General features: G+C 62.9%; 13 protein-coding genes. 8 read left to right on the forward strand and 5 right to left on the reverse strand.

Going from position 1 to position 20,547, the window contains the following annotated elements:
- Window positions 1–155: 155 nt before the first annotated feature.
- Window positions 156–323, forward strand: a complete 168-nt coding sequence (locus LCH64_RS21960; protein WP_003223525.1) for a metallothionein — start codon at window positions 156–158, stop codon at window positions 321–323.
- 22 nt (window positions 324–345) lie between these two features.
- Here the strand turns inward: LCH64_RS21960 and LCH64_RS21965 are convergent, their stop codons facing one another.
- Together LCH64_RS21965 and LCH64_RS21970 are read right to left on the reverse strand one after the other, a co-directional pair.
- Window positions 346–618, reverse strand: coding sequence for a hypothetical protein (locus LCH64_RS21965; protein WP_226501235.1), 273 nt, complete (start codon window positions 616–618; stop codon window positions 346–348).
- A 40-nt stretch (window positions 619–658) separates the two neighbouring features.
- Window positions 659–886 (reverse strand): DUF6555 family protein, encoded by a 228-nt coding sequence (locus tag LCH64_RS21970; protein WP_003223528.1) that lies wholly within the window; start codon window positions 884–886, stop codon window positions 659–661.
- A 146-nt stretch (window positions 887–1,032) separates the two neighbouring features.
- Between LCH64_RS21970 and LCH64_RS21975 the strand changes: the two genes are divergently transcribed.
- The 3 genes from LCH64_RS21975 (at window position 1,033) to LCH64_RS21985 (ending at window position 3,175) form a co-directional block, all read left to right on the forward strand.
- Window positions 1,033–1,800 carry a helix-turn-helix transcriptional regulator gene (locus LCH64_RS21975; protein ID WP_226501236.1) on the forward strand — a complete coding sequence of 256 codons (768 nt, stop codon included), beginning with the start codon at window positions 1,033–1,035 and terminating at the stop codon, window positions 1,798–1,800.
- A 213-nt stretch (window positions 1,801–2,013) separates the two neighbouring features.
- Window positions 2,014–2,187, forward strand: coding sequence for a DUF1427 family protein (locus LCH64_RS21980; RefSeq protein ID WP_003223532.1), 174 nt, complete (start codon window positions 2,014–2,016; stop codon window positions 2,185–2,187).
- A 31-nt stretch (window positions 2,188–2,218) separates the two neighbouring features.
- Window positions 2,219–3,175, forward strand: a complete 957-nt coding sequence (locus LCH64_RS21985) for a zinc-binding alcohol dehydrogenase family protein (RefSeq protein ID WP_226501237.1) — start codon at window positions 2,219–2,221, stop codon at window positions 3,173–3,175.
- Between the two features lie 122 nt (window positions 3,176–3,297).
- Here LCH64_RS21985 and LCH64_RS21990 read toward each other — a convergent pair whose 3' ends face one another.
- Both LCH64_RS21990 and LCH64_RS21995 read right to left on the reverse strand, forming a co-directional pair.
- Entirely contained in the window at window positions 3,298–4,320 is a 1,023-nt protein-coding gene (locus tag LCH64_RS21990) for a purine nucleoside permease (protein ID WP_226501238.1), read from the reverse strand.
- Window positions 4,321–4,335: 15 nt separating this feature from the next.
- Window positions 4,336–5,295 carry a nucleoside-specific channel-forming protein Tsx gene (locus LCH64_RS21995; protein WP_226501239.1) on the reverse strand — a complete coding sequence of 320 codons (960 nt, stop codon included), beginning with the start codon at window positions 5,293–5,295 and terminating at the stop codon, window positions 4,336–4,338.
- Between the two features lie 454 nt (window positions 5,296–5,749).
- Between LCH64_RS21995 and LCH64_RS22000 the strand changes: the two genes are divergently transcribed.
- From LCH64_RS22000 to mnmH, 3 genes are all read left to right on the forward strand, one after another.
- Window positions 5,750–16,270 (forward strand): autotransporter-associated beta strand repeat-containing protein, encoded by a 10,521-nt coding sequence (locus LCH64_RS22000; protein WP_226501240.1) that lies wholly within the window; start codon window positions 5,750–5,752, stop codon window positions 16,268–16,270.
- 269 nt (window positions 16,271–16,539) lie between these two features.
- Complete coding sequence (gene selD / locus LCH64_RS22005) at window positions 16,540–17,574, forward strand: selenide, water dikinase SelD (protein ID WP_226501241.1); 1,035 nt, start codon at window positions 16,540–16,542, stop codon at window positions 17,572–17,574.
- On the forward strand, window positions 17,574–18,677 hold the full coding sequence (gene mnmH / locus LCH64_RS22010; protein WP_226501242.1) for a tRNA 2-selenouridine(34) synthase MnmH: 1,104 nt from the start codon (window positions 17,574–17,576) through the stop codon (window positions 18,675–18,677). The genes selD and mnmH overlap by 1 nt, the downstream gene beginning before the upstream one ends.
- A 137-nt stretch (window positions 18,678–18,814) precedes the next feature.
- Here the strand turns inward: mnmH and LCH64_RS22015 are convergent, their stop codons facing one another.
- Entirely contained in the window at window positions 18,815–19,489 is a 675-nt protein-coding gene (locus tag LCH64_RS22015; RefSeq protein WP_045122368.1) for a hypothetical protein, read from the reverse strand.
- Window positions 19,490–19,712: 223 nt separating this feature from the next.
- Here LCH64_RS22015 and LCH64_RS22020 point away from each other — a divergent pair, with 223 nt between their 5' ends.
- Complete coding sequence (locus tag LCH64_RS22020) at window positions 19,713–20,411, forward strand: glutathione binding-like protein (protein WP_103519923.1); 699 nt, start codon at window positions 19,713–19,715, stop codon at window positions 20,409–20,411.
- The last annotated feature ends 136 nt before the right edge of the window (window positions 20,412–20,547 follow it).

Below are 20,547 nucleotides of genomic sequence, written 5' to 3' on the forward strand. Positions count from 1 at the left end.
CGCAGCACCCGAAAAAACGGATATACACCCAAAAACCAAGTATCCAAATCGCACCCAAGCAAAATCAAAAGATCGCAGCCTGCGGCAGCTCCTACACTGGTATTTACGGCTTATCCCAAAAGCCCAGACAACCACCAAAAAAGGAGTCTGCCCCCATGCCCGATAGAAAATGCGACTGCCCCAACTGCAAATGCACCATCAAAGAAGGCGACCACTCTTACGCCGTACACGGCAAACACTATTGCTGCGAAGCCTGCGCGCACCACCACAAGGGCGGTGAAGAGTGTTCAAGCAAAGGCTGCCATTGCGCCCACCCCAAATAATCCCGCGCAAAAAAAGTGGAGCCTAATCAGGCTCCACTTGCAGTTTCAGGCTTTCATCATCCAGCCGTTCGGTACGGCGTACCGTACCTTGCAGTCGTCGACCGCCGACCCTGACCACCACGGTTTTCGCCTGGTCGAGATCTTCCGGTAACGGCGCTGGCACGCGCAGGGCGAAGCTATAGGGGTCGTCTTCGACAGCCTCAAGACCCACCTGACAGTCCACGCTTTTGGTAATACGACCGAACAGAGTGTCCAGTCCGTAATCCAGATGCGCCGGGCTGAAGATGCTGGTCATTGTGTACGCCCCCAAAGAGTCCCCATTGCCTGGCGAGAGTCTAGCTCGCCGGTCGCCATGTGACGTTTTCCACGCCGAATTTCTCCGCCATCGGTTTGCTGGTCTTTTGTACCTTTTCCCGGCCGAAGCGCGGGATGCGACCCACGCCGGCGTCGCAGCTTGCCCAGTGCCACGCCTCGGCGTTGTCCATTTTGTCCGAACGGATAATGAACGACTTGGGCGTGCCGTGAAGGGTGTAGTCGATGACAAACAGTTTTGCGTTGTTCATAAAGCCCGTAATCCTCCCTGTGGTATTAGAAGGATCACCGCGCACCGGGAAAATTCACTCGGATTGTCCGACGGTATCTATCGTTGGCGACGCATGGGCGCAGTGGTTAACATGGCCGCTCCGCCAACCCCCAATGATTGCTCGCCATGGCCCTCGCCGCACCCCCTGATTTGAGTGATACCGATGTCCCGGTGCAGCCGCTGGCGCGCACGTATCCGCGTGGCTTGTTCATCGAGCCGCACGAGCATGTCTGGGGGCAGTTGCTGTATGCGATGAGCGGGGTGATGTGGGTCGAGACGCCGCATGAGGCGCTGGTGGTGCCGCCGCAGCGGGCGGTGTGGTTGCCGCCCGGGGTGCCGCATGGGATTCGTGTGGTGTCGGACTTGCAGATGCGCAACATTTATCTGCGACCGTTGCTGGCGGCAACACTGGATTCGACCGTGCAGGTGATCGAGGTCGGTGGGCTGTTGCGTGAGTTGATCGTCGGGCTGGTGGAGCAGGGCGACAGCGGCGAGCCGGCCTATTACGAGGCCTTGGTCGGGCTGGCGCTACTGGAACTCAAGCGCGCCCGGCGCTCGCAACTGAAGATCCCGCTGCCGGACGATTCCGACCGGCGTCTGATGAACCTGTGCCAGGCGGTGATGGCCGCACCGTCGCTGGACATTCCTTTCGAACAGCATGCGGAAAATGCCGGGGCGAGTGTGCGCACGCTGGCGCGGTTGTTCAAGGACAGCCTGGGCATGGGGTTCGCCGAATGGCGGCGGCAGGTGCAACTGGCGACGGCGGTGGCCGAGTTGATTCAGGGCGTGCCAGTGAGTGCGATTGCTCGGGAGCTGGGGTATTCGCCGAGCAGTTTCAGTGACATGTTCCGGCGCGAGCTGGGTGTGGCGCCCTCGCAATTCCCCATCACCTGAACCCGCCCCCTGTAGGAGTGAGCCTGCTCGCGATTGCGGTATGTCAATTACAAATGGGTTATCTGACACACCGCTATCGCGAGCAGGCTCACTCCTACAGAGCTCTGTGGTGACTTTCCGGGATTTGGCCGAAATTCAGAAGTCCTTGGCCGACGCCTCTGTCCATCCTTCCCTAGACTCTGCCCATTCCCTTTAACGCGGCGGAGTTTCCCCATGAACTACCTGATTTCGCTGGCCATCGGTCTGGGTGTCGGCCTGCTCTATGGCGCGCTGAATTTCCGTTCCCCGGCGCCACCGGCCATTGCGCTGGTGGGGCTGCTGGGCATGCTCGCGGGTGAGCAGCTGTGGCCGATGGGCCGGCAACTGGTCACCGGTTGGTTGTCCTGAACTGTCCTTTTTTCCTTTGGTGGATGTCCTCATGAAAGCACTGCAATTCGATAAAACCGGCGACCTGTCTTCCTTGCGTTTCGTTGACGTGCCGACCCCGGTGCCTGGCGCTGATGAAGTGCTGGTCGAGATCAAGGCCGCCGGCCTTAACCCCAGCGATGTGAAGAACGTGCTCGGGCGTTTTCCGTACACCACATTGCCGCGGATTCCCGGTCGTGATTTTGCAGGCGTAGTGGTGCAAGGGCCGCAAGCGTTGATCGGTCAGGAGGTCTGGGGCACCGGGCGCGACCTGGGCTTTTTTGCCGATGGCTCCCATGCGCAGTTCGTGAAACTGCCGGCCACCGGAGTGGCAGCCAAACCGGCGCATCTGAGTTTCGCCCAGGCTGCCAGCCTCGGCGTGCCGTACACCACGGCGTGGGATGCGCTGGAGCGCAGCCTGGTGACTGGCGAAACACGTTTGCTGGTGATCGGCGGCGGTGCGGTGGCCACGGCGGCGTTGGCGCTGGCCAAGGTGCGGGGGGCGCAGATTCTGGCGGCCGCGCGGCGGCCGGAGCAAGTCAAGGAGTTGCAGGCGCAGGGTTATTCGACGATTCAGCTGGATAAACCTGAAGACCTCGGCGCGCAGGTCAACGCGGTATACAGCGGCGGCGCCGACGTGATCTTCGATACCACCGGTTTCTGGCTGCCGGCCTCGGTAGCGGCATTGGCACCGTTCGGGCGCATCGCGATCATTGCTGCACCGGTCGATGGCCATGTGCAGTTGCCAGCGCTGGCGCTGTACCGCAAGGGTGGTTCGGTGGTCGGGATCAACTCGCTGCTGTACAGCGTGCAAGCCTGTGCGGCGATGCTCGAGCAGTTCGGACGCTTCTTCGATGAGGATCGGCTGCCGTTGCCACAAGGTTTGGTGGAGGTGCCGCTGGCGGAGGGGTTGCAGCGCTATGCGGAGGTGAATCAGGGCAGCGGCGACAAGATTATCCTTATCCCCTGACTCAGCCACAAACCCTGTAGGAGTGAGCCTGCTCGCGATAGCGTCAATTCAGTCGACAAATTCGGCGGCTGAATAACCGCCATCGCGAGCAGGCTCACTCCTACAATTGATTGGCGCAGGTTTTAGGATTGCGGGACGCCGTTTTCCCACGCCGACCAGTTTTTCAGGATGTCCTGCACCAGCGGATTGCCGGCGCGATAGAGGTTTTCCAGCGCCGGCACGAAGCCGCCCTGATCGGCGTATTTCAGCAGGTTGTCCACTTCACTGCCGCCCGGAGCCGGGCGATCAAAGTCGGAGCCGGCGCGTACCACGGCCAGACGCTGCACATCCACCAGACCTTCACGACTGGCGCGTAACAAGGCCTCGTAGGTGGAGTTGTCTTCCTGTTGCGTGGTGCAATATTCACCCTTGTTATCGGTCAGCAATTTGGTCCAGACCTCGGCGCGTTCGCTCAGGCGTGTACCGGAGAACCAGGTGTTGCCCGCCAGCGTGTCGCAGCGCGTAACCACCGGCGGCTGGTTGGCCGGGGCGGACGGGTATTTCAGGCGCCAGGCCGCCGATTCCTTGCTTTCGCTCAGTTCGACCTTGTGGCTCAGGGCGAAGGCTTTGGCCTGTAGTTTCGGGTTGAGTTCGAAGACTTCGGTCTTGTAGTCCAACGGCGGTTTTTCGTTCGGGCCTTTGGTGTTGATGCCGAGGTAACCGGTCGGCCAGCTCGACGGCGCATCGCGCGAATCCAGCTCCCATTGCGTACCGAATTCCACCAGATAATGCGCCCATGCCGCGGTGCCGATGGTTCCGTGTTTCGGGCTGATGCCGGCGATCCCTGCGATCAGGAAGTAGCTTTTGCGCAGGTCGAATTTCGGCGACAGCGCCAGGGCCAGGGTCGAAGCCGCGGCGTTGGTCTGGCCCATGCCGGTGGTCAGCAGGCACACCTGCTGGCTGTTGCAGCGAATGCTCGGGTACTCGGCGGACAGCCCCGGCACGCGGATTTCCTGTTTCAGGTCGAGGCGCTCGATCCAGTTCTGCGCCTCGGGGGCGAACATGGTGATCAGCACCACTTTCGGCTGGATCGGCGCTTCAGCCGCCCAAGTAGTGGAAGAGAGCAGGGCCGCAGCGGCCAGGGTCAGACGCGTCATTGCTTGCATGAAAATCTCCTTGATTCAGAACTGGTAGCCAATGCCGGCGTAGTAGCCCCAACCGTTGGAGCGCGCGCGGAAATTGCCGTCGCCGAAGTTCAGCTCGCTGCCGTCTTCCCAGTTGCCGCCGTTGTGGAAATAGCGACCGACCAGGGTGAAGCGCAAGTGGGTGAATGAGTACAGCAACACGTTGGTCGCCACTGTGGCGTTGGCGGTGCGCGCCGGGTTGTCCTTGTGGATGTCGGAGCCGAAATCGAAATTGGTGAAGCCGATGTAGGTCAGCGACGCGCCGTTGCTGAATTTGTCGATGGGCACGATGTACTTGAGCTGGGCGCGGTAGCCGTCCCACGAATACTCATTGCTCGCACCGTAGTTTTCCCACTGGTAGCGCCCGTACAGGTTGGCCGACAGGTTGACCCGCGAATGGGTGTCGATGTCGGTGCCGAAGCCGCTGTACAGCGTGTTGGCGCGGTTCTCCTTGCGGCTCCCGTGATCGTAGATCCAGTCGAACGCCACGTACCATTCCTTGAACGGGCCGATGGCCAGGCTGCGGCCGGCGAGATAGTCGATGGAGATGCGCGGCTCATGCTCCATGAACACTGGTGAGCCGTGATCCCACACACCTTTGTCGTGGCTGTTGCCGATGTTGAAGATCTTCGGAATGTCTATGTAGCCGTACAGCTCGAACGGCCCCTTGCGCCCGAAGTATTCGTATTCCAGATAGATATCGTCGGCCGGCTGCGGCCCGAAACTGATGTCCTTGCTGCCGATCAGCGTCAGGTCCTGGTTGTACCAGTCCGACAGATACGCGCCTTTTTTCGGCGGGGCAGCTTCCGGGCTGAGGGCTTCACCCTGGGCGGATTCGTCGGGCAGCGCCGGTTGCGCCGATGCGCTGTGGCTGAGAACTCCGGTAACGCCGGTCAGTAGCAGGGAAACAGCAAACGTGCGCGCAAATGGGGCGCGAAGACGGGAAGCAGCGTGCATTCAAAGTCCTTTTTTTGCGGATCGAGGCCCGGATTCTGCGGGTCTGTACGGTTTTGTTACGAAAAAGCCGTTATAGGCAGGTCGCAAACGTTTGCACAAGGCGTACCAGTTTTCCAGATGTCCCCATTTCTCCTTGTGGGAGCGGGCTTGCTCGCGAAGGCGTCGGGTCAGCTGACACATCCTTCACAGATACACCGCTTTCGCGAGCAAGCCTGCTCCCACAGGGTTAGTCAGGTGTCGCAAAACCCAGTGTTTACTGGCCGAAACCCTCGTTCTAGACGGCCCTAGTATTAAAGTATTAACACCATTTAATCAGTGCCCCATTGCGGGGCGTCTACTAGCTTGTCAGCCAAGACGCGGTTTTGTGATGACCGTCGCAGTCTTGATTCGCGTGTGGAATAAGCACGTTTCCCACGCCTTCAAGGAAGAATTTGGCCACGACAAGGAGTAGCCCGTGGAAGCAAGGTTTGGTGTCGCCCTCGTTTCGCGTTTTTCCCCACTTTCCCTTGCTGTGCACCTGAGCGTTGCCGGACTGTTGTTCGGCGGCGTCAGCGAGCAGGCGCTCGCGACCTGCTCGGCGGCAGGTTCGACGATTACCTGTTCGGGCGTCCCGACGCTGCCGCTGTTTCTCAATGACTACAGCAGTGCCACCAGCGGCCTGACGGTCAACGTCACCAACGGAGCGCAGATGAACGCCACCCTGGGCGGCAAGGTGCTCAACCTGACCGGGGCCAACATCAACCTGAACAACTCCGGCACCCTCGACCCGGCCTTGCTGGGCCTGGTGTCGATCCTCAGTGGCGGTGCGTTCATCGGTACCGGCGCGACCAGCACGGTGAGCATCGTCAACAACGCCACCGGGCTGATTCGCGGCACCGGCATGTTGCTCGGGCTCAACCTGACCAGCATCGACGGGCTGGGGATTGCCGTGAACAACTCGGTGTCGGGCACCACGACCATCACCAACGACGGCACCATCACCTCCACCGGGCTGTCGGTCGGCGGCATCACCCTGGCCGATACCCCGGTGGTCGGGGTGTATGGCGGTTCGCAAGTCAACATGACCAACAGTGCCAGCGGCACCATCAATGGCCGGATTGCGTTCGAAACGTCAGTGGCGGGCAACACCTTCACCAACGCCGGCAACATCACCGGCGGTGTGTCGATGGGGGCGGGCAGCACCAACACCTTCTACGCGATCACCGGTTCCAGCGTTAACGTCGGCGACGGTGTGCAAGTCTCCGTCGGCCTCGGTGGCCTGATCGGCATCAACCTGACCTTCGCCCCGACCGGGACGATCGATGGCGGCGCGGCCGGCACCAACACGCTGATTCTGCAAAACCCGATCGGCCTTGGCGGCGGCACCACCGGGACGGGCACGGCGTCCAGCGCCACCTACGTCAACTTCAACAACCTGACCCTCAACAGCGGCACCTGGACCTTGCAGGGGCCGTTGGTCAGCGGTGCGACCACGCTCAATGGCGGTGTCGCGCAGTTTAACGACAACGCGGCGTTCGGCAGCGGCGTGCTGACGTCCAACGGCGGGATCCTCCAGGCCAGCAATGCCGGTTTGACGCTGGCCAACCAGATCAACCTGGGCGCCGGCGGCCTGACCCTGCAGGGCATCAACGGCACGACCCTCAACGGTGTGATTTCCGGCACAGGCGGCCTGACCAAGATTGGCAGCGGCCAGCTCAACCTCAACGGTATCAACACCTACTCCGGCAATACCGTGCTCAACGGCGGTGTGGTGCTGGTAGGCAACAATCAGGCGTTCAGTAACGGCGGCATCACCGTCGGCGGCTCTTCGAGCATTTCGGCGACGACGCCGATTTCGCTGGCTAACGCGATCACGCTCAACAGCACCCTGACCGCGACCGGTACCGGTGCGCTGACCTTGGGCGGGGTGATCAGCGGCGCCGCCAACCTGACCAAGACCGGCAGCGGCAGCCTGACCCTCAATGGCATCAACACCTACACCGGGATCACCAGTCTCAGTGCCGGGACCTTGCGCGTCGGCAATAACAACGCACTGGGTACCGGTGTCCTCAACACCAGCAACGGCACCAGCCTCGACAGCACCGGCAACGTGACACTGGGCAACAACCTCGGCATCACCGGTGCGTTGAACGTGCTCGGCAGCAATGCCCTGACGCTGGCCGGCATCGTCTCCGGCACCGGTGCGATCACCAAGAGCGGCAGCGCCAGCCTGACCCTGACTGGCAACAACACCAACAGCGGCACCACCGCACTCAATGGCGGTAGCTTGCTCGTTGGCAGCAACACCGCCCTCGGCACGGGCGCATTGAACGCGGCGGCCGGCACCACGCTGGATGCGACCGCCGCCGTGACGTTAGCCAATGCCGTCGCGCTGGCAGGCGGGCTGACCATCGGTGGCACTCAGGCGCTTGGCTTGAGTGGTGTCATCAGCGGCGCCGGCAACCTGATCAAGGGCGGCACTGCGAACCTGACCCTCAGCGGCAACAACACGTTCTCCGGTGGCACCGCGCTGAATAATGGCACGCTGATCGTCGGCTCCAACACCGCGCTGGGCACCGGCGCACTGACCACGGCGGCGGGCACCACCCTCGACGCCAGCACCACCGTGGCGCTGAGCAACGCGGTCGCCCTCGGCGGCAACCTGAACATCGCCGGCAATGCCAATCTAACCCTCGGCGGCATAGTCAGCGGCAGTGGCGGGCTGACCAAGAACGGCGCGGCCAACCTGATTCTCAACGGCGCCAACACCTTCAGTGGCGGAACCACGCTGAATGCCGGCACCCTGACCGTTGGCAACGCCGCCGCATTGGGCAGCGGCGACCTGACCGTCGCGAACGCCGCGACCCTCGACAGCAACACCTCGGTCATCCTCAACAACAACGTCGCCCTCAACGGCAACCTGGCCATCGGCGGCAGCAACGGCATGATCCTCGGCGGCGTGCTAAGCGGCGCCAGCCAGTTGATCAAGAACGGCACGGCCAACCTGACCCTCAACGGCGCCAACACCTTCACCGGTGGCTCCGCGCTCAACGCCGGCAGCCTGACCGTCGGCAACGGCGCGGCACTCGGCACCGGCACGTTGACCGTGGGCGGTGCGGGCGCAACGCTTAACAGCAGCGCCAACGTGACGCTGAACAACGCGATTGCCCTGAACGCCAACCTGACTGCCGGCGGTGCCAACCCGCTGACCCTCGGCGGCGTGATCAGCGGCAGCAGCAACCTGATCAAGACTGGCGCTTCGACCCTGACCCTCACCGGCGCCAATACCTACACCGGCTCTACGTCGCTGAACGCCGGGACACTGGTCGTCGGCTCTAACACTGCGCTCGGCACCGGTGTGCTCAACGCCGGCAACAACACCACGCTGGACGCCAGCACCGCTGCGAGCCTGGCGAACAACGTCAACATCGGTGGCAACGTGACCATCGGCGGCAGCAATGCGCTGACGCTTGCAGGGGTGGTTTCCGGAGTTGGCGGCCTGACCAAAAGTGGCCCCGCTGATTTGATTCTCAACGGCGCCAACACCTACTTCGGCAACACCGCACTCAACGTCGGCAAGCTGATCGTCGGCAGCAATACCGCGCTGGGCAGCGGTGCGCTGAACGCGGCAGCCGGCACCACGCTGGACACCAACACTGCCGTCACGCTGGGCAATCAGGTCAACCTGGCCGGTGCGATGAACATCGGTGGCAGCGCAGACCTGACCCTCACCGGCACTGTCGCCGGAGCCGGCAGCCTGGTGAAAAACGGCGCGGCCAATCTGAACCTCAACGGCACCAACACCTACGCCGGCGGCACCACGCTGAACGCCGGTACGGTGACCGCCGGCAACAGTTCGGCGCTCGGCACCGGTGCGTTGACCGTTGGCGGCGCGGCAACGCTCGACAGCAGTTCGCCGCTGGTCAGCCTGGCCAACGCGGTCGTGCTCAATGCGGCGCTGAGCGTCGGCGGCACCCAGGACCTGACCCTCGGCGGCGTGATCAGCGGCGCCGGCCAACTGGTCAAGAACGGTAGCGCCAACCTGACCGTCAACGGCACCAACACCTTCAGCGGTGGCAGCACGCTCAACGCGGGTACGCTGACACTGGGCTCGGCCGCTGCGTTGGGCAGTGGCGGCCTGACCGTCGGTGGCGCTTCGACGCTGGACACCAGCACCGGCATGAGCGTCGGCAACAACATCACCCTCAACGCCGGCCTGACCCTGGCCGGCAGCAACACCCTGAACATCAGCGGCGTGATCGATGGCGCCGGCAGCCTGACCAAGGACGGCTTTGGCGATCTGACGCTCAGCGGCAACAACACCTTCACCGGTGCGCTGAACATCGCCTCCGGCAGCGTCACCACCGTGAGCAGCGGGGCGCTGGGCAACACCTCCGGCGCCAACATCAGCGCCGGTGCCAATCTCTATCTCAACAGCAGCGCCAGCCTCAACGGCTTGAGCGGCAGCGGCAGTGTGCAGATCGCCGGCGGCAATACCTTGACCGTGGGGGGGCTGAGCAACACCAGCACCTTTGACGGTGACCTCGGTGGCAGCGGTGCGCTGACCAAAGTCGGTACCGGGACGCTGAACCTCACCGGCAGCAACGGCCTTACCGGCAACACCAATGTCAACGGCGGTACGCTGAATCTCACCGGTTCGCTGGCCAGCACCCAGCTCAATATCAACAACGGCGCCACGCTCACAGGTACCGGTTCGGCGCTTGGCTTCATCACCATTAACAGCGGCGGTCATCTGGCGTTGTCCTCGGGCAACACCTTGTCCACCTCGTCGCTGATTCTCACTGCCAACAGCAATGTCGACGCGAGCCTCGCCACGCCATCGACCTCCTCGCTGATGAACATCGGCGGCAACCTGACCCTCGACGGTAACCTCAACGTCACCGATGCCGGCGGCTTTGGCGTCGGTGTCTATCGCTTGTTCAACTACATCGGCGCACTGACCGACAACGGCCTGACCGTGGCCGGTGTGCCGGTGGGTTATGGCCTCGGTGACATCCTTGTGCAGACCCTTGGCAATCAGGTGAACCTGGTGGTGTCGGCACCGAACACCAACCTGCGTTTCTGGGACGGCAGCCAGACCATCCCGAACGGTAATGTGGACGGCGGCACCGGTACATGGACTGCCGGCGGCACCAACTGGACCAATTCCAACGGCACGCTGAACCAGACCTGGGCCGGCGATTTTGCGGTGTTCCAGGGCACGGCCGGCACAGTGTCGGTCAACGGCACGCAACTGTTCACCGGGATGCAATTCCTCACCGATGGCTACAACGTGGTCAACGGCACGTCGGGTCTGCTGACCGCCGTCAACGGCAGCGGCGGCACCACGGCGATGCGGGTCGATCCGGGCGTGACCGCCACGGTCGGCGTGGACATCAACGGCAGCGGCATCCTCAACAAACTCGATGCCGGCACCCTGGTACTCAATGGCGCCAACACCTACAGCGGCGGTACGCAACTGGACGGCGGCAAGATCATCGTCGGCAGCAACACCGCGCTGGGCAGCGGCACGCTGACCGCCAACGCTGGCACACAACTCGATAGCAACACAGCGGTCACGTTGGCTAACGCGGCAACGCTCAACGGCAACCTGACCGTGGTCGGCAGCAATGCGCTGACCCTCAACGGGGTGATCGGCGGTACCGGCGGGCTGATCAAAAACGGTGCGGCGAGCCTGACCCTCGGCGGCAACAACGCCTTCCTCGGGCCGGTGGCGTTGAATGCGGGCGGCTTGATTCTGGCGTCGAACAGCGCGCTGGGCTCGGCCACTCTGAACGCGGCGAGCGGCACCACACTGGATGCCAGCGGCGCCTTTACGGCGGGTAACGCGATCAATCTGGCGGGCAACCTTGGTGTCGTCGGCAGCAACGATCTGACACTGAGCGGCGCGATCAATGGCGCCGGCAGCCTGACCAAGAATGGCGCGGCCAACCTGATCCTGAGCGGGGCTAACAATTTCCTCGGCGGCGTCACTCTCAACGCCGGCACACTGACCGCCGGCAGCAACGGCGCACTCGGTCTGGGCAACCTGACCGTGGCCGGTACCTCCGCGCTGGACAGCAGCGCTGCGCTGAGCCTGGGCAACAACGTGGTGCTCAACGCCAATCTGAGCAACACCGGCAGCAACAACCTTACGCTCGCTGGCGTGGTCAGTGGCGCGGGCGGGCTGATCAAGAACGGCACGTCGAACCTGACGCTCAACGGCATCAACACCTACAGCGGCGGTACTACGCTGAATGCGGGTACGCTGACCCTCGGCACCGGCGCAGCACTGGGTAGCGGTGTGCTGACAGTGGCTGGCGCTTCGAGTCTCGACAGCAGCTCCCCGCTGGTGCTGGCGAACAACATCAACCTCAATGCCAACCTCGGTCTGACCGGCAACAACAACCTGACCCTCGGCGGTGTGATCACCGGGGCCGGTACCCTGACCAAAAACGGTCTGGCCGATGTAACGCTGTCGGGCAACAACACCTTCAGCGGCACCTTCGATGTGCTGTCCGGCAGCCTGACCACCCTGAGCAACTCGGCGCTGGGCAACAACGCCACGGTCAATCTCGCGGGCGGCGCGGCGCTGAATCTCGGCGCTTCGGGCAGCCTCGCCAGCCTGACCGGCAGCGGTACCGCGTTGATCGGCACCGGCAGCACCCTGAGCCTCGGTGGCAACAACGTCAGCAGCACCTTCGCCGGTGTCCTCAGCGGCGACGGCGGCCTGACCAAACTCGGCACTGGCACGCTGACGCTCAGCGGCATCAGCGACCTGACCGGCGATACCAACGTCAACGCCGGCACCCTGCAGGTCAACGGTTCGCTGGCCAGCGGCAACGTGCTGGTCAACAGTGGCGGCACTCTCGGCGGCAGCGGCACCTTGACCGGTGCCGTGACCGTGGCCGATGGCGGGCATCTGGCAGCTGTCACCGGCAGCACGCTGTCGGTGGATTCGCTGGTGTTCAACGGCAACGCCAACTTCGATGTCGGCCTGGGTGCACCGGTCTCCGGTGGCGGTAATGCGCTGGTGAATGTCGGCGGCAACCTGACCCTCGACGGCACCTTGAATGTCAGCGATATCGGCGGCTTCGGCAGCGGCGTGTATCGCCTGATCAACTACACCGGCGGCCTCACTGACAACGGCATGCTGATCGGCACTGTGCCGGGCAGCGTGACCCCGGGCGATCTGACCCTGCAAACGGCGCTGGCCAACCAGATCAACCTGCTGGTGAGTGCACCGGGCGTCACCGTGCAGTTCTGGGACGGCAATCAACTGATCGCCAACGGCTCGGTCGATGGCGGCAGCGGCACCTGGGGCACCGGTACCACCAACTGGACCGACGTCAACGGCATCACCAATCAGGCCTGGACCAACAACTTCGCGGTGTTCCAGGGAACGGCGGGCACTGTGACCGTCAACGGTGCGCAAACCATCACCGGCATGCAGTTCGTCACCGACGGCTACAGCCTGCAGAACGGCACGGCGGGTTCGCTGAACCTGGTCAACGGTTCGCTGGGCAATGCCTCGGTACGCGTCGATCCGAACGCCACCGCGACCGTCGGCGTCGCGCTCAACGGCAGCGGCACCCTCGGCAAATACGACACCGGTACGCTGGTGCTCAACGCTGCCAACGGCTACACCGGTGGCACCGCGCTCAACGGCGGCAAGATCGTGGTCGGTAACAATGCCGCGCTCGGCAGCGGCGTGTTGACCGCTGCGGACGGTACCGCACTGGACAGCAACGCCGCGGTCAGCCTGGCCAACAACGTGGTACTCAACGGCGGCCTGACCGTCGCCGGCAGCAACGCCTTGACCCTCGGTGGTGTAGTCAGCGGCAGCGGCAGTCTGATCAAGACCGGCGCGTCGAGCCTGACGCTCAACGGCAGTAACACCTATAGCGGCGGCACTCAACTCAACGGTGGCACGCTGACCCTTGGCAACAACAGCGCAATCAGTAGCGGTGCACTCAACGTGACCGGCAACGGCACCCTCGACAGCACTTCGGCGCTGCAACTGGCCAACGCGATCAATCTGGGTTCGCAACTGACCCTGGCCGGTAACCAGAACACCACACTGCTTGGCGCCGTCACCGGCACAGGCAGTCTGGTGAAAAACGGCAGCGGTGATCTTGTGCTGAGTGGCGCCAATACCTACAGCGGCGGGACCACGCTGAACGGTGGCACGACCACCGGTGACACCAGCAGCCTGCAAGGCGCGATCGTCAACAACGCGGCGCTGACCTTCGCGCAGAACGCCGACGGCAGCTATACCGGCAACCTCACCGGCGCCGGCACGCTGAACAAAACCGGCACCGGCCAATTGCTCCTGACCGGCAACAACACCTTCACCGGCAACACTTCGGTGCAGGCCGGCAATCTGATCGTCAACGGCGTGTTCAACAGCGCCAACGTCAGCGTTGCCAGCGGCGCGAAAGTCGGCGGCAGCGGGCAACTGGGCGGCAACGTGCAACTGGCCAGCGGTGCGACGCTGATCGGTGGCGGCAGTGCCACACCGTTGTCGGTCGGTTCGCTGGCGTTGTCCTCGGGCACCAACCTGGACTTCAGTCTCGGCTCGGCCACCAGCTCAACCACCGTGGTCAACGTCGGCGGCAACCTGACCCTCGACGGCACACTGAACATCAGCAACGCCGGCGGCTTTGGTACCGGGGTCTATCAACTGTTCCGCTACGGCGGCAGCCTGACCGACAACGGTCTGGTCTACGGCAGCCTGCCGGTATCGGCGGCCAACCTGACCCTGCAAACCGCGATCGCCAATCAGGTCAACCTGCTGGTGCAGGGCACACCGGGTGAAGTGCAGTTCTGGAACGGCGGCACCACCAATCCTGATGGCAGCATTGGTGGCGGTAGCGGCGTGTGGGGCCCGGGCACCAACTGGACCGATCCGAGCGGTACTCAGGCGCTGGCGTCCAATGGTCAATTCGCAGTGTTTGGTGGCCAGGCGGGTACCGTCACTGTGCAGGGCAATCAGAACTTCACCGGTCTGCAGTTCCTCACCGGCGGCTACAACCTGGTGCCGGGGGCTGGCGGTACGCTGACGCCGGTCAACGGCGCCGACGGCAGTCTGGCGCCGGTGCGGGTCAATGCTGGGGCCAGTGCGGAAATTTCCGTACCGCTGGTAGGCACGGGGGGGATCGAGAAACTTGACTCCGGCACATTGGTGCTCAGCGGAGCCAACACCTACAGCGGGGGTACCACCGTCAGCGGCGGTACGCTGATCGGCAACACCACCAGCCTGCAAGGCAACATCACTGACAACGCTACATTGGTGTTCCAGCAAAACACCGATGGCCAGTTCAACGGTGTGCTCAGCGGTACCGGCGCGCTGTTCAAACGCGGCGTGAGTCGCCTGTTGATGGTCGGCAATCAACCGTTCAGCGGTACGGTTTCCGTCGATCAAGGCCTGCTGCAAGTCGGCAGCCGTGCGGCCCGGGCTTCACTGGGCGGGCAAGTCACGGTCGCCAACGGCGCAGGCCTGAGCGGTAACGGCAGCGTCGGCTCAGTGGTCAACCACGGTGTGGTGGCTTCCGGTGGCGCGGACGGCACCTTGAGCGTGGCCGGCAACCTGACCAACAGCAGTGATGGTGTGCTGGCGCTGACCGTCAGCTCGCCAACCGCCACGCCACTGGCGGTGGGTGGTACGGCGGCATTGGGCGGCGGTCTGGTGGTCAACAGCCTGGCGCCGTTCACCGGCAACACCACTTACTCGCTGATCACTGCGGGCGGTGGAGTGACCGGCACCTTCAGTGCCGCCGATCTGCCGCAGTACGCGTTCCTCGACAGCTCGCTGGTCTACGGTGCCGACTCGGTCACCCTGGCCGTGAGCCGCAACGGCAACTCGTTCGCCGATGTCGCTGCCACAGGCAACCAGCGCGGCACCGCCACGGCACTGTCCAATAACGGAGCGGCCGGCGCGGCGTTGCAGAACCAGATCGTCAACCTCAGCGTGGCCGGTGCGCGCAATGCGTTCGACAGCCTGTCGGGTGAAATCCACGCCAGCACCGCCAGCGCCATGCTGGAAGACTCGCGCTTCATCCGCGAGGCGGTCAATGACCGCATGCGCCAGCCATCGTGCAGCGCCGCGGATGATCCACGCAAAACCCTGGCACCGAGCGACACGCAACTGAGCAGCAACGGCTGCCACGGTGAAATGGTCGGCTGGATCCGGGCTATCGGTGCCTGGGGCGACATGGGCGGCGACAGCAACACGGCGAAAGTCGATCGCAACCTCGGCGGTTTCATGCTCGGCACCGACAAGGCCCTGGATGACACCTGGCGTGCCGGGATGGCGGCCGGCTACACCCGCAGCAACCTCAATGCGCACGATCGCAACTCGGATGCCAAGGTCGACAGCTACCACTTGGCCGGTTATCTGAACTCGCAATTCGATGCACTGGCGGTGCGCCTTGGCGCGGCTTACAGCTGGCACAGCATCGAGACCAAACGCGATGTCAGCGTCGGTACTTACAATGATCGCCTGAAGGCCGATTACGACGCACGCAGTGCGCAGGTGTTCGGTGAAGTGGGTTACGCGATCAACGCGGCAGGCGTTGCCATCGAACCGTTCGCCGGTCTTGCCTACGTCAACTACGACAGCGACACCGGCAAGGAAAAAGGTGGAGTGGGGCGCCTGAAGGCCGACGCCGATCAGGACATCACCTACTCGACCCTCGGGGTACGCGTCGGCAAGTTGGTGACCCTGGCCAACGGCAGCCAACTGACGCCACGTGCGGCCATCGGCTGGCGACATGCCTACGGCGACACCAAACCTGACGCCGACCTGACCTTCATCGACGGCGGCGCCTCGTTCAGCACCCAGGGCGTACCCATCGCCAAGGACAGCGCATTGCTCGAAGCCGGCATCGACTTCCAGGTCACCCCGACCGGCAAGCTGGGCATCGGCTACTCGGGCCAGGTGTCGAGCGACAACAACGACAGCGCGTTCAACATCAGCTTCAGTCAAAGCTTCTGAATCATGGTCGAAGTACTTTAGCCGCCCGAAAGGGCGGTTTTTTTTGGTCCGGACAGAATGTTCGGTCGTGAAATCGTGGTGACCCGTCGATAGCTTTCGCGAGCAAGCCCGCTTCCACAGAGGATCTTCAGTGAAAGCAGGATTTGTGGATGGCAGCGATCAAATGTGGGAGCGGGCTTGCTCGCGAAGGGGGCCGGACAGTCAGCGCAAAAAATCAGCCGGCCCGCGCTCTGCTAGAATCCGCCCCATCAACTGCCAGAGACTCTCCCATGAGCGAGCCGATTCGTCTGACCCAATACAGCCACGGTGCCGGTTGTGGCTGCAAGATTTCCCCGCAGGTGCTGGAAGTGATTCTGGCCGGCAGCGGTGCGCAGAACCTTGACCCGAAACTGTGGGTCGGCAATGCCTCGCGTGATGATGCGGCGGTGTACGAGATCGATGCCGAGCGCGGTGTGGTGTCGACCACTGACTTCTTCATGCCGATTGTCGACGACCCGTTCGATTTCGGCCGTATCGCCGCGACCAACGCGATCAGCGACATCTATGCGATGGGCGGCGATCCGTTGATGGCGATTGCGATCCTCGGCTGGCCGGTGAATGTGCTGGCGCCGGAAGTGGCCCGGGAAGTGATTCGTGGCGGGCGCGCGGTGTGTGACGCCGCCGGCATTCCGCTGGCCGGTGGGCATTCGATCGATGCGCCGGAGCCGATTTTCGGTCTGGCCGTGACCGGTCTGGTGGAAAAGCGCCACATGAAGCGCAACGACACCGCCACCGCCGGTTGCTTGCTGTACCTGACCAAGCCGCTGGGCATCGGCATCCTGACCACCGCCGAGAAAAAGGGCAAATTGCGCCCCGGCGACATTGGTGTGGCCCGCGACTGGATGTGCACCCTGAACAAGCCCGGCAGCCGTTTCGGCAAACTCGCCGGGGTCGCCGCGATGACTGACGTCACCGGTTTCGGTCTGCTCGGGCATCTGGTGGAAATGGCCGATGGCAGCCATCTGACCGCACGCATCGGCTACAACCACGTGCCGCGTCTGGACAGCGTCGAATACTACCTCGAACAGGGCTGCGTGCCCGGCGGCACCCTGCGCAACTTCGACAGTTATTCGAGCAAGCTTGGCCGTCTGCAGGAGCTGCACAAGCGCGTGCTGTGCGACCCGCAGACCAGCGGCGGTCTGCTGATTGCCGTAACCCCCGAAGGCAACGCCGAATTCCTCGCCGTGGCTGCCGAACTGGGCCTGGACCTGGCGCCGATCGGCGAGCTGGTCGAGCGACAGACCCACGCAGTCGAGGTGAATTGATGACACTCGACTGCACCGATTACCGCGACATTTTCCTCAATGACCGGCCGATGATGGATGCCCGTGCGCCGGTCGAGTTTGCCCACGGCGCGTTTCCCGGCGTGGTCAACCTGCCGCTGATGAACGACCGCGAGCGCGAGCAGGTGGGGACTTGCTACAAGCAGCATGGACAACAAGCCGCCATCGCCCTGGGTGAGCGGCTGGTGTCTGCCGAAGTGCGGGAGCAGCGCATTCAAGGCTGGGTCGAGTTTGCCCGGGCACACCCCGACGGCTATCTGTATTGCTTTCGCGGCGGCTTGCGTTCGCAGATCGTCCAGCAATGGATCAAGGAGCAGGGCGGCATCGATTACCCGCGGGTCGGCGGTGGCTACAAGGCCATGCGCACGTTCCTGCTGGAGACGGTCGATCAGGCCGTGGCCGAGTGCGATCTGGTGCTGCTGGGCGGGATGACCGGCACCGGCAAGACCGAACTGTTGGTGCAGTTGAGTAATGGTCTGGATCTGGAAGGCCACGCCAATCATCGGGGCTCGAGTTTCGGCAAGCGTGCCACCGGCCAACCGACCAACATCGATTTTGAAAACCGTCTGGCCGTTGATCTGCTGAAAAAACGTGCAGGCGGGATCCAGCAGTTTGTGTTGGAAGACGAGAGCCGGGTAGTCGGCAGTTGTGCCTTGCCACTGCCGTTGTACCGAGGCATGCAAGTGGCGCCGATGGTCTGGCTCGAAGACAGCCTGGAGCAGCGTGTCGAGCGGATCCTGCAGGATTATGTGATCAACCTGCACGCCGAGTTTGTCGCGGTGCATGGCGAGCAGGGCTTTGCGCTGTATGCCGAGCGGCTGATTGCGAGTTTGAACAATATTCAGCGCCGGCTGGGCGGCGAACGCCATCAGCGGATGTTCCTGCAGATGGAAGAGGCCTTGGCGGAGCAGGCGCGCAGCGGATCGGTCGAGGCGTTCCGTGACTGGATCAGCGTGTTGCTGCGCCAGTATTACGACCCGATGTATGCGTTCCAGCGTGAGAAGAAGGGCGGCCGGATCGAGTTCGCCGGGGAGCGCGGGGCGGTGTTGGAGTATTTGCGCGAGCGGGTGAATCAGCAGGTTTGAGGGTGTTCTTACGGGCCTCTTCGCGAGCAAGCCCGCTCCCACAGGGGATCTGCGTCAGGCACAAAATTTCTGCCCATTGAAGATCCAGTGTGGGAGCGGGCTTGCTCGCGAAAGGGCCGGCACAGGCACCGCAAGAATCAAGTCGGACAAGTCACCTTGCCGTTATCCAGCCCCTGCTTGTAGCTGTGGCTCTGCAGGCTGGCCTTGCCGTTGTGCCAGGTCAGGGTCAGCACGTACAGCGAATCGAAATCGCCAGCCGCCCAGTCATCGGTGATGGTCTGCTTTTCGCCGACGGCCTTACCGGCAACCTTGTTGATCAGCTCCGGCAGATAACCGTGCGACCACGCGGTGTAGATCGTTGCGTTGTGGTATTTGTCTTCGGTCAACTCGCGCGCCAGGTCACTGGTGTCGTTGGCGGAGAACTCGATGTTCACCGGCAGGCCGAGCTTGATCGCCGCGGGACTGATGGTCATCAACGGGCGGATGTAGCTGTAGGAGTTGTCTTGTTCGCCTTCCTCGACATTGCGTGTCGGGTTGGCGGCGAACACGTAATCGGCCTTGCCGAATTTTTCCGGCAGCAGGGTCGACAGTTCGATCGCCCGGTTCAGGCCCTGGCAGTTGAGCTGACCGAGACCGCCGGCGGGCTTTTCCGCGTGGCGCAGGAAAATCAGGGTCTGGGTGCCGTCCACCGGTTGCGCGCGAATCTGGCTCGATTCGAGCGACAAGGTCAGCGCACTGACCGCCAGCAGGGAGGGCAGGGCCACGTAGGCGCGATGTTTGAAGCGTTTGGCGAAACTCATGAGGTTCGTCATTGAATAAAGGATTCTTCAGCAGATTCGGTTGGGGTTGACCAACCCTTACACCGCGGGCTCCCAGCACCGGATGTTGTCCATGTCGTGTCGTTCTTCCCTTGCAAAGACATAGCTCAGAGTCCCCTGAGGCCGCTTGGTTCGATCCGGGCTTCTGCACTCTAACTGCAGAATGTTACGGTTCCTGGATTATGATCAGCGCTTTCCATGTGACTGGATGCTTCCCATGACCGATCTGTCCGCGTTCCCCATCACCCACAAATGGCCCGCGCAGTACCCTGACTGGATTCAGCTCTATTCCCTGCCGACCCCCAACGGCGTCAAGGTCTCGATCATGCTCGAAGAGATCGGCCTGCCCTACGAGCCGCATCGTGTGGGCTTCGACACGCAGGATCAGCTGTCTCCCGAGTTCCTGTCGCTGAACCCCAACAACAAGATTCCGGCGATCCTCGATCCCCACGGCCCGCAAGACCAGCCGCTGCCGCTGTTCGAGTCCGGCGCGATCCTGATCTACCTCGCCGACAAGAGCGGCCAGTTGCTGGCGCAGGAAGGCGCGCTGCGTTACGAGACGATTCAGTGGCTGATGTTCCAGATGGGCGGTATCGGCCCGATGTTCGGCCAGCTCGGTTTCTTCAACAAATTCGCCGGCAAGGACTACGAGGACAAGCGTCCGCGTGACCGCTATGTCGAGGAGAGCAAGCGCCTGCTCAACGTGCTCGACAAACGTCTGGAAGGTCGCGAGTGGATCATGGGCGAGCGCTACACCATCGCCGACATTGCCACGTTCCCGTGGGTGCGTAACCTGATCGGGTTCTATGAGGCGGGGGATCTAGTGGGCATCAGCAACTTTCCGAACGTGACCCGGGTGCTGGAGCGCTTTCTGGCGCGGCCGGCTGTGGTGCGCGGGTTGACCATTCCTTCCTGAGGCCACACATAACCCTGTGGGAGCGGGCTTGCTCGCGAAGGCGTCGTGTCAGTCAACACGTCTTTTTCTGATACACCTCCTTCGCGAGCAAGCCCGCTCCCACAGGAATAGTGATGACGCCCGCAGATTATTGCGT

This window comes from Pseudomonas sp. MWU16-30322 (assembly GCF_020515535.1).
In the GTDB taxonomy this organism is placed as follows: Bacteria; Pseudomonadota; Gammaproteobacteria; order Pseudomonadales; family Pseudomonadaceae; genus Aquipseudomonas; species Aquipseudomonas fluorescens_H.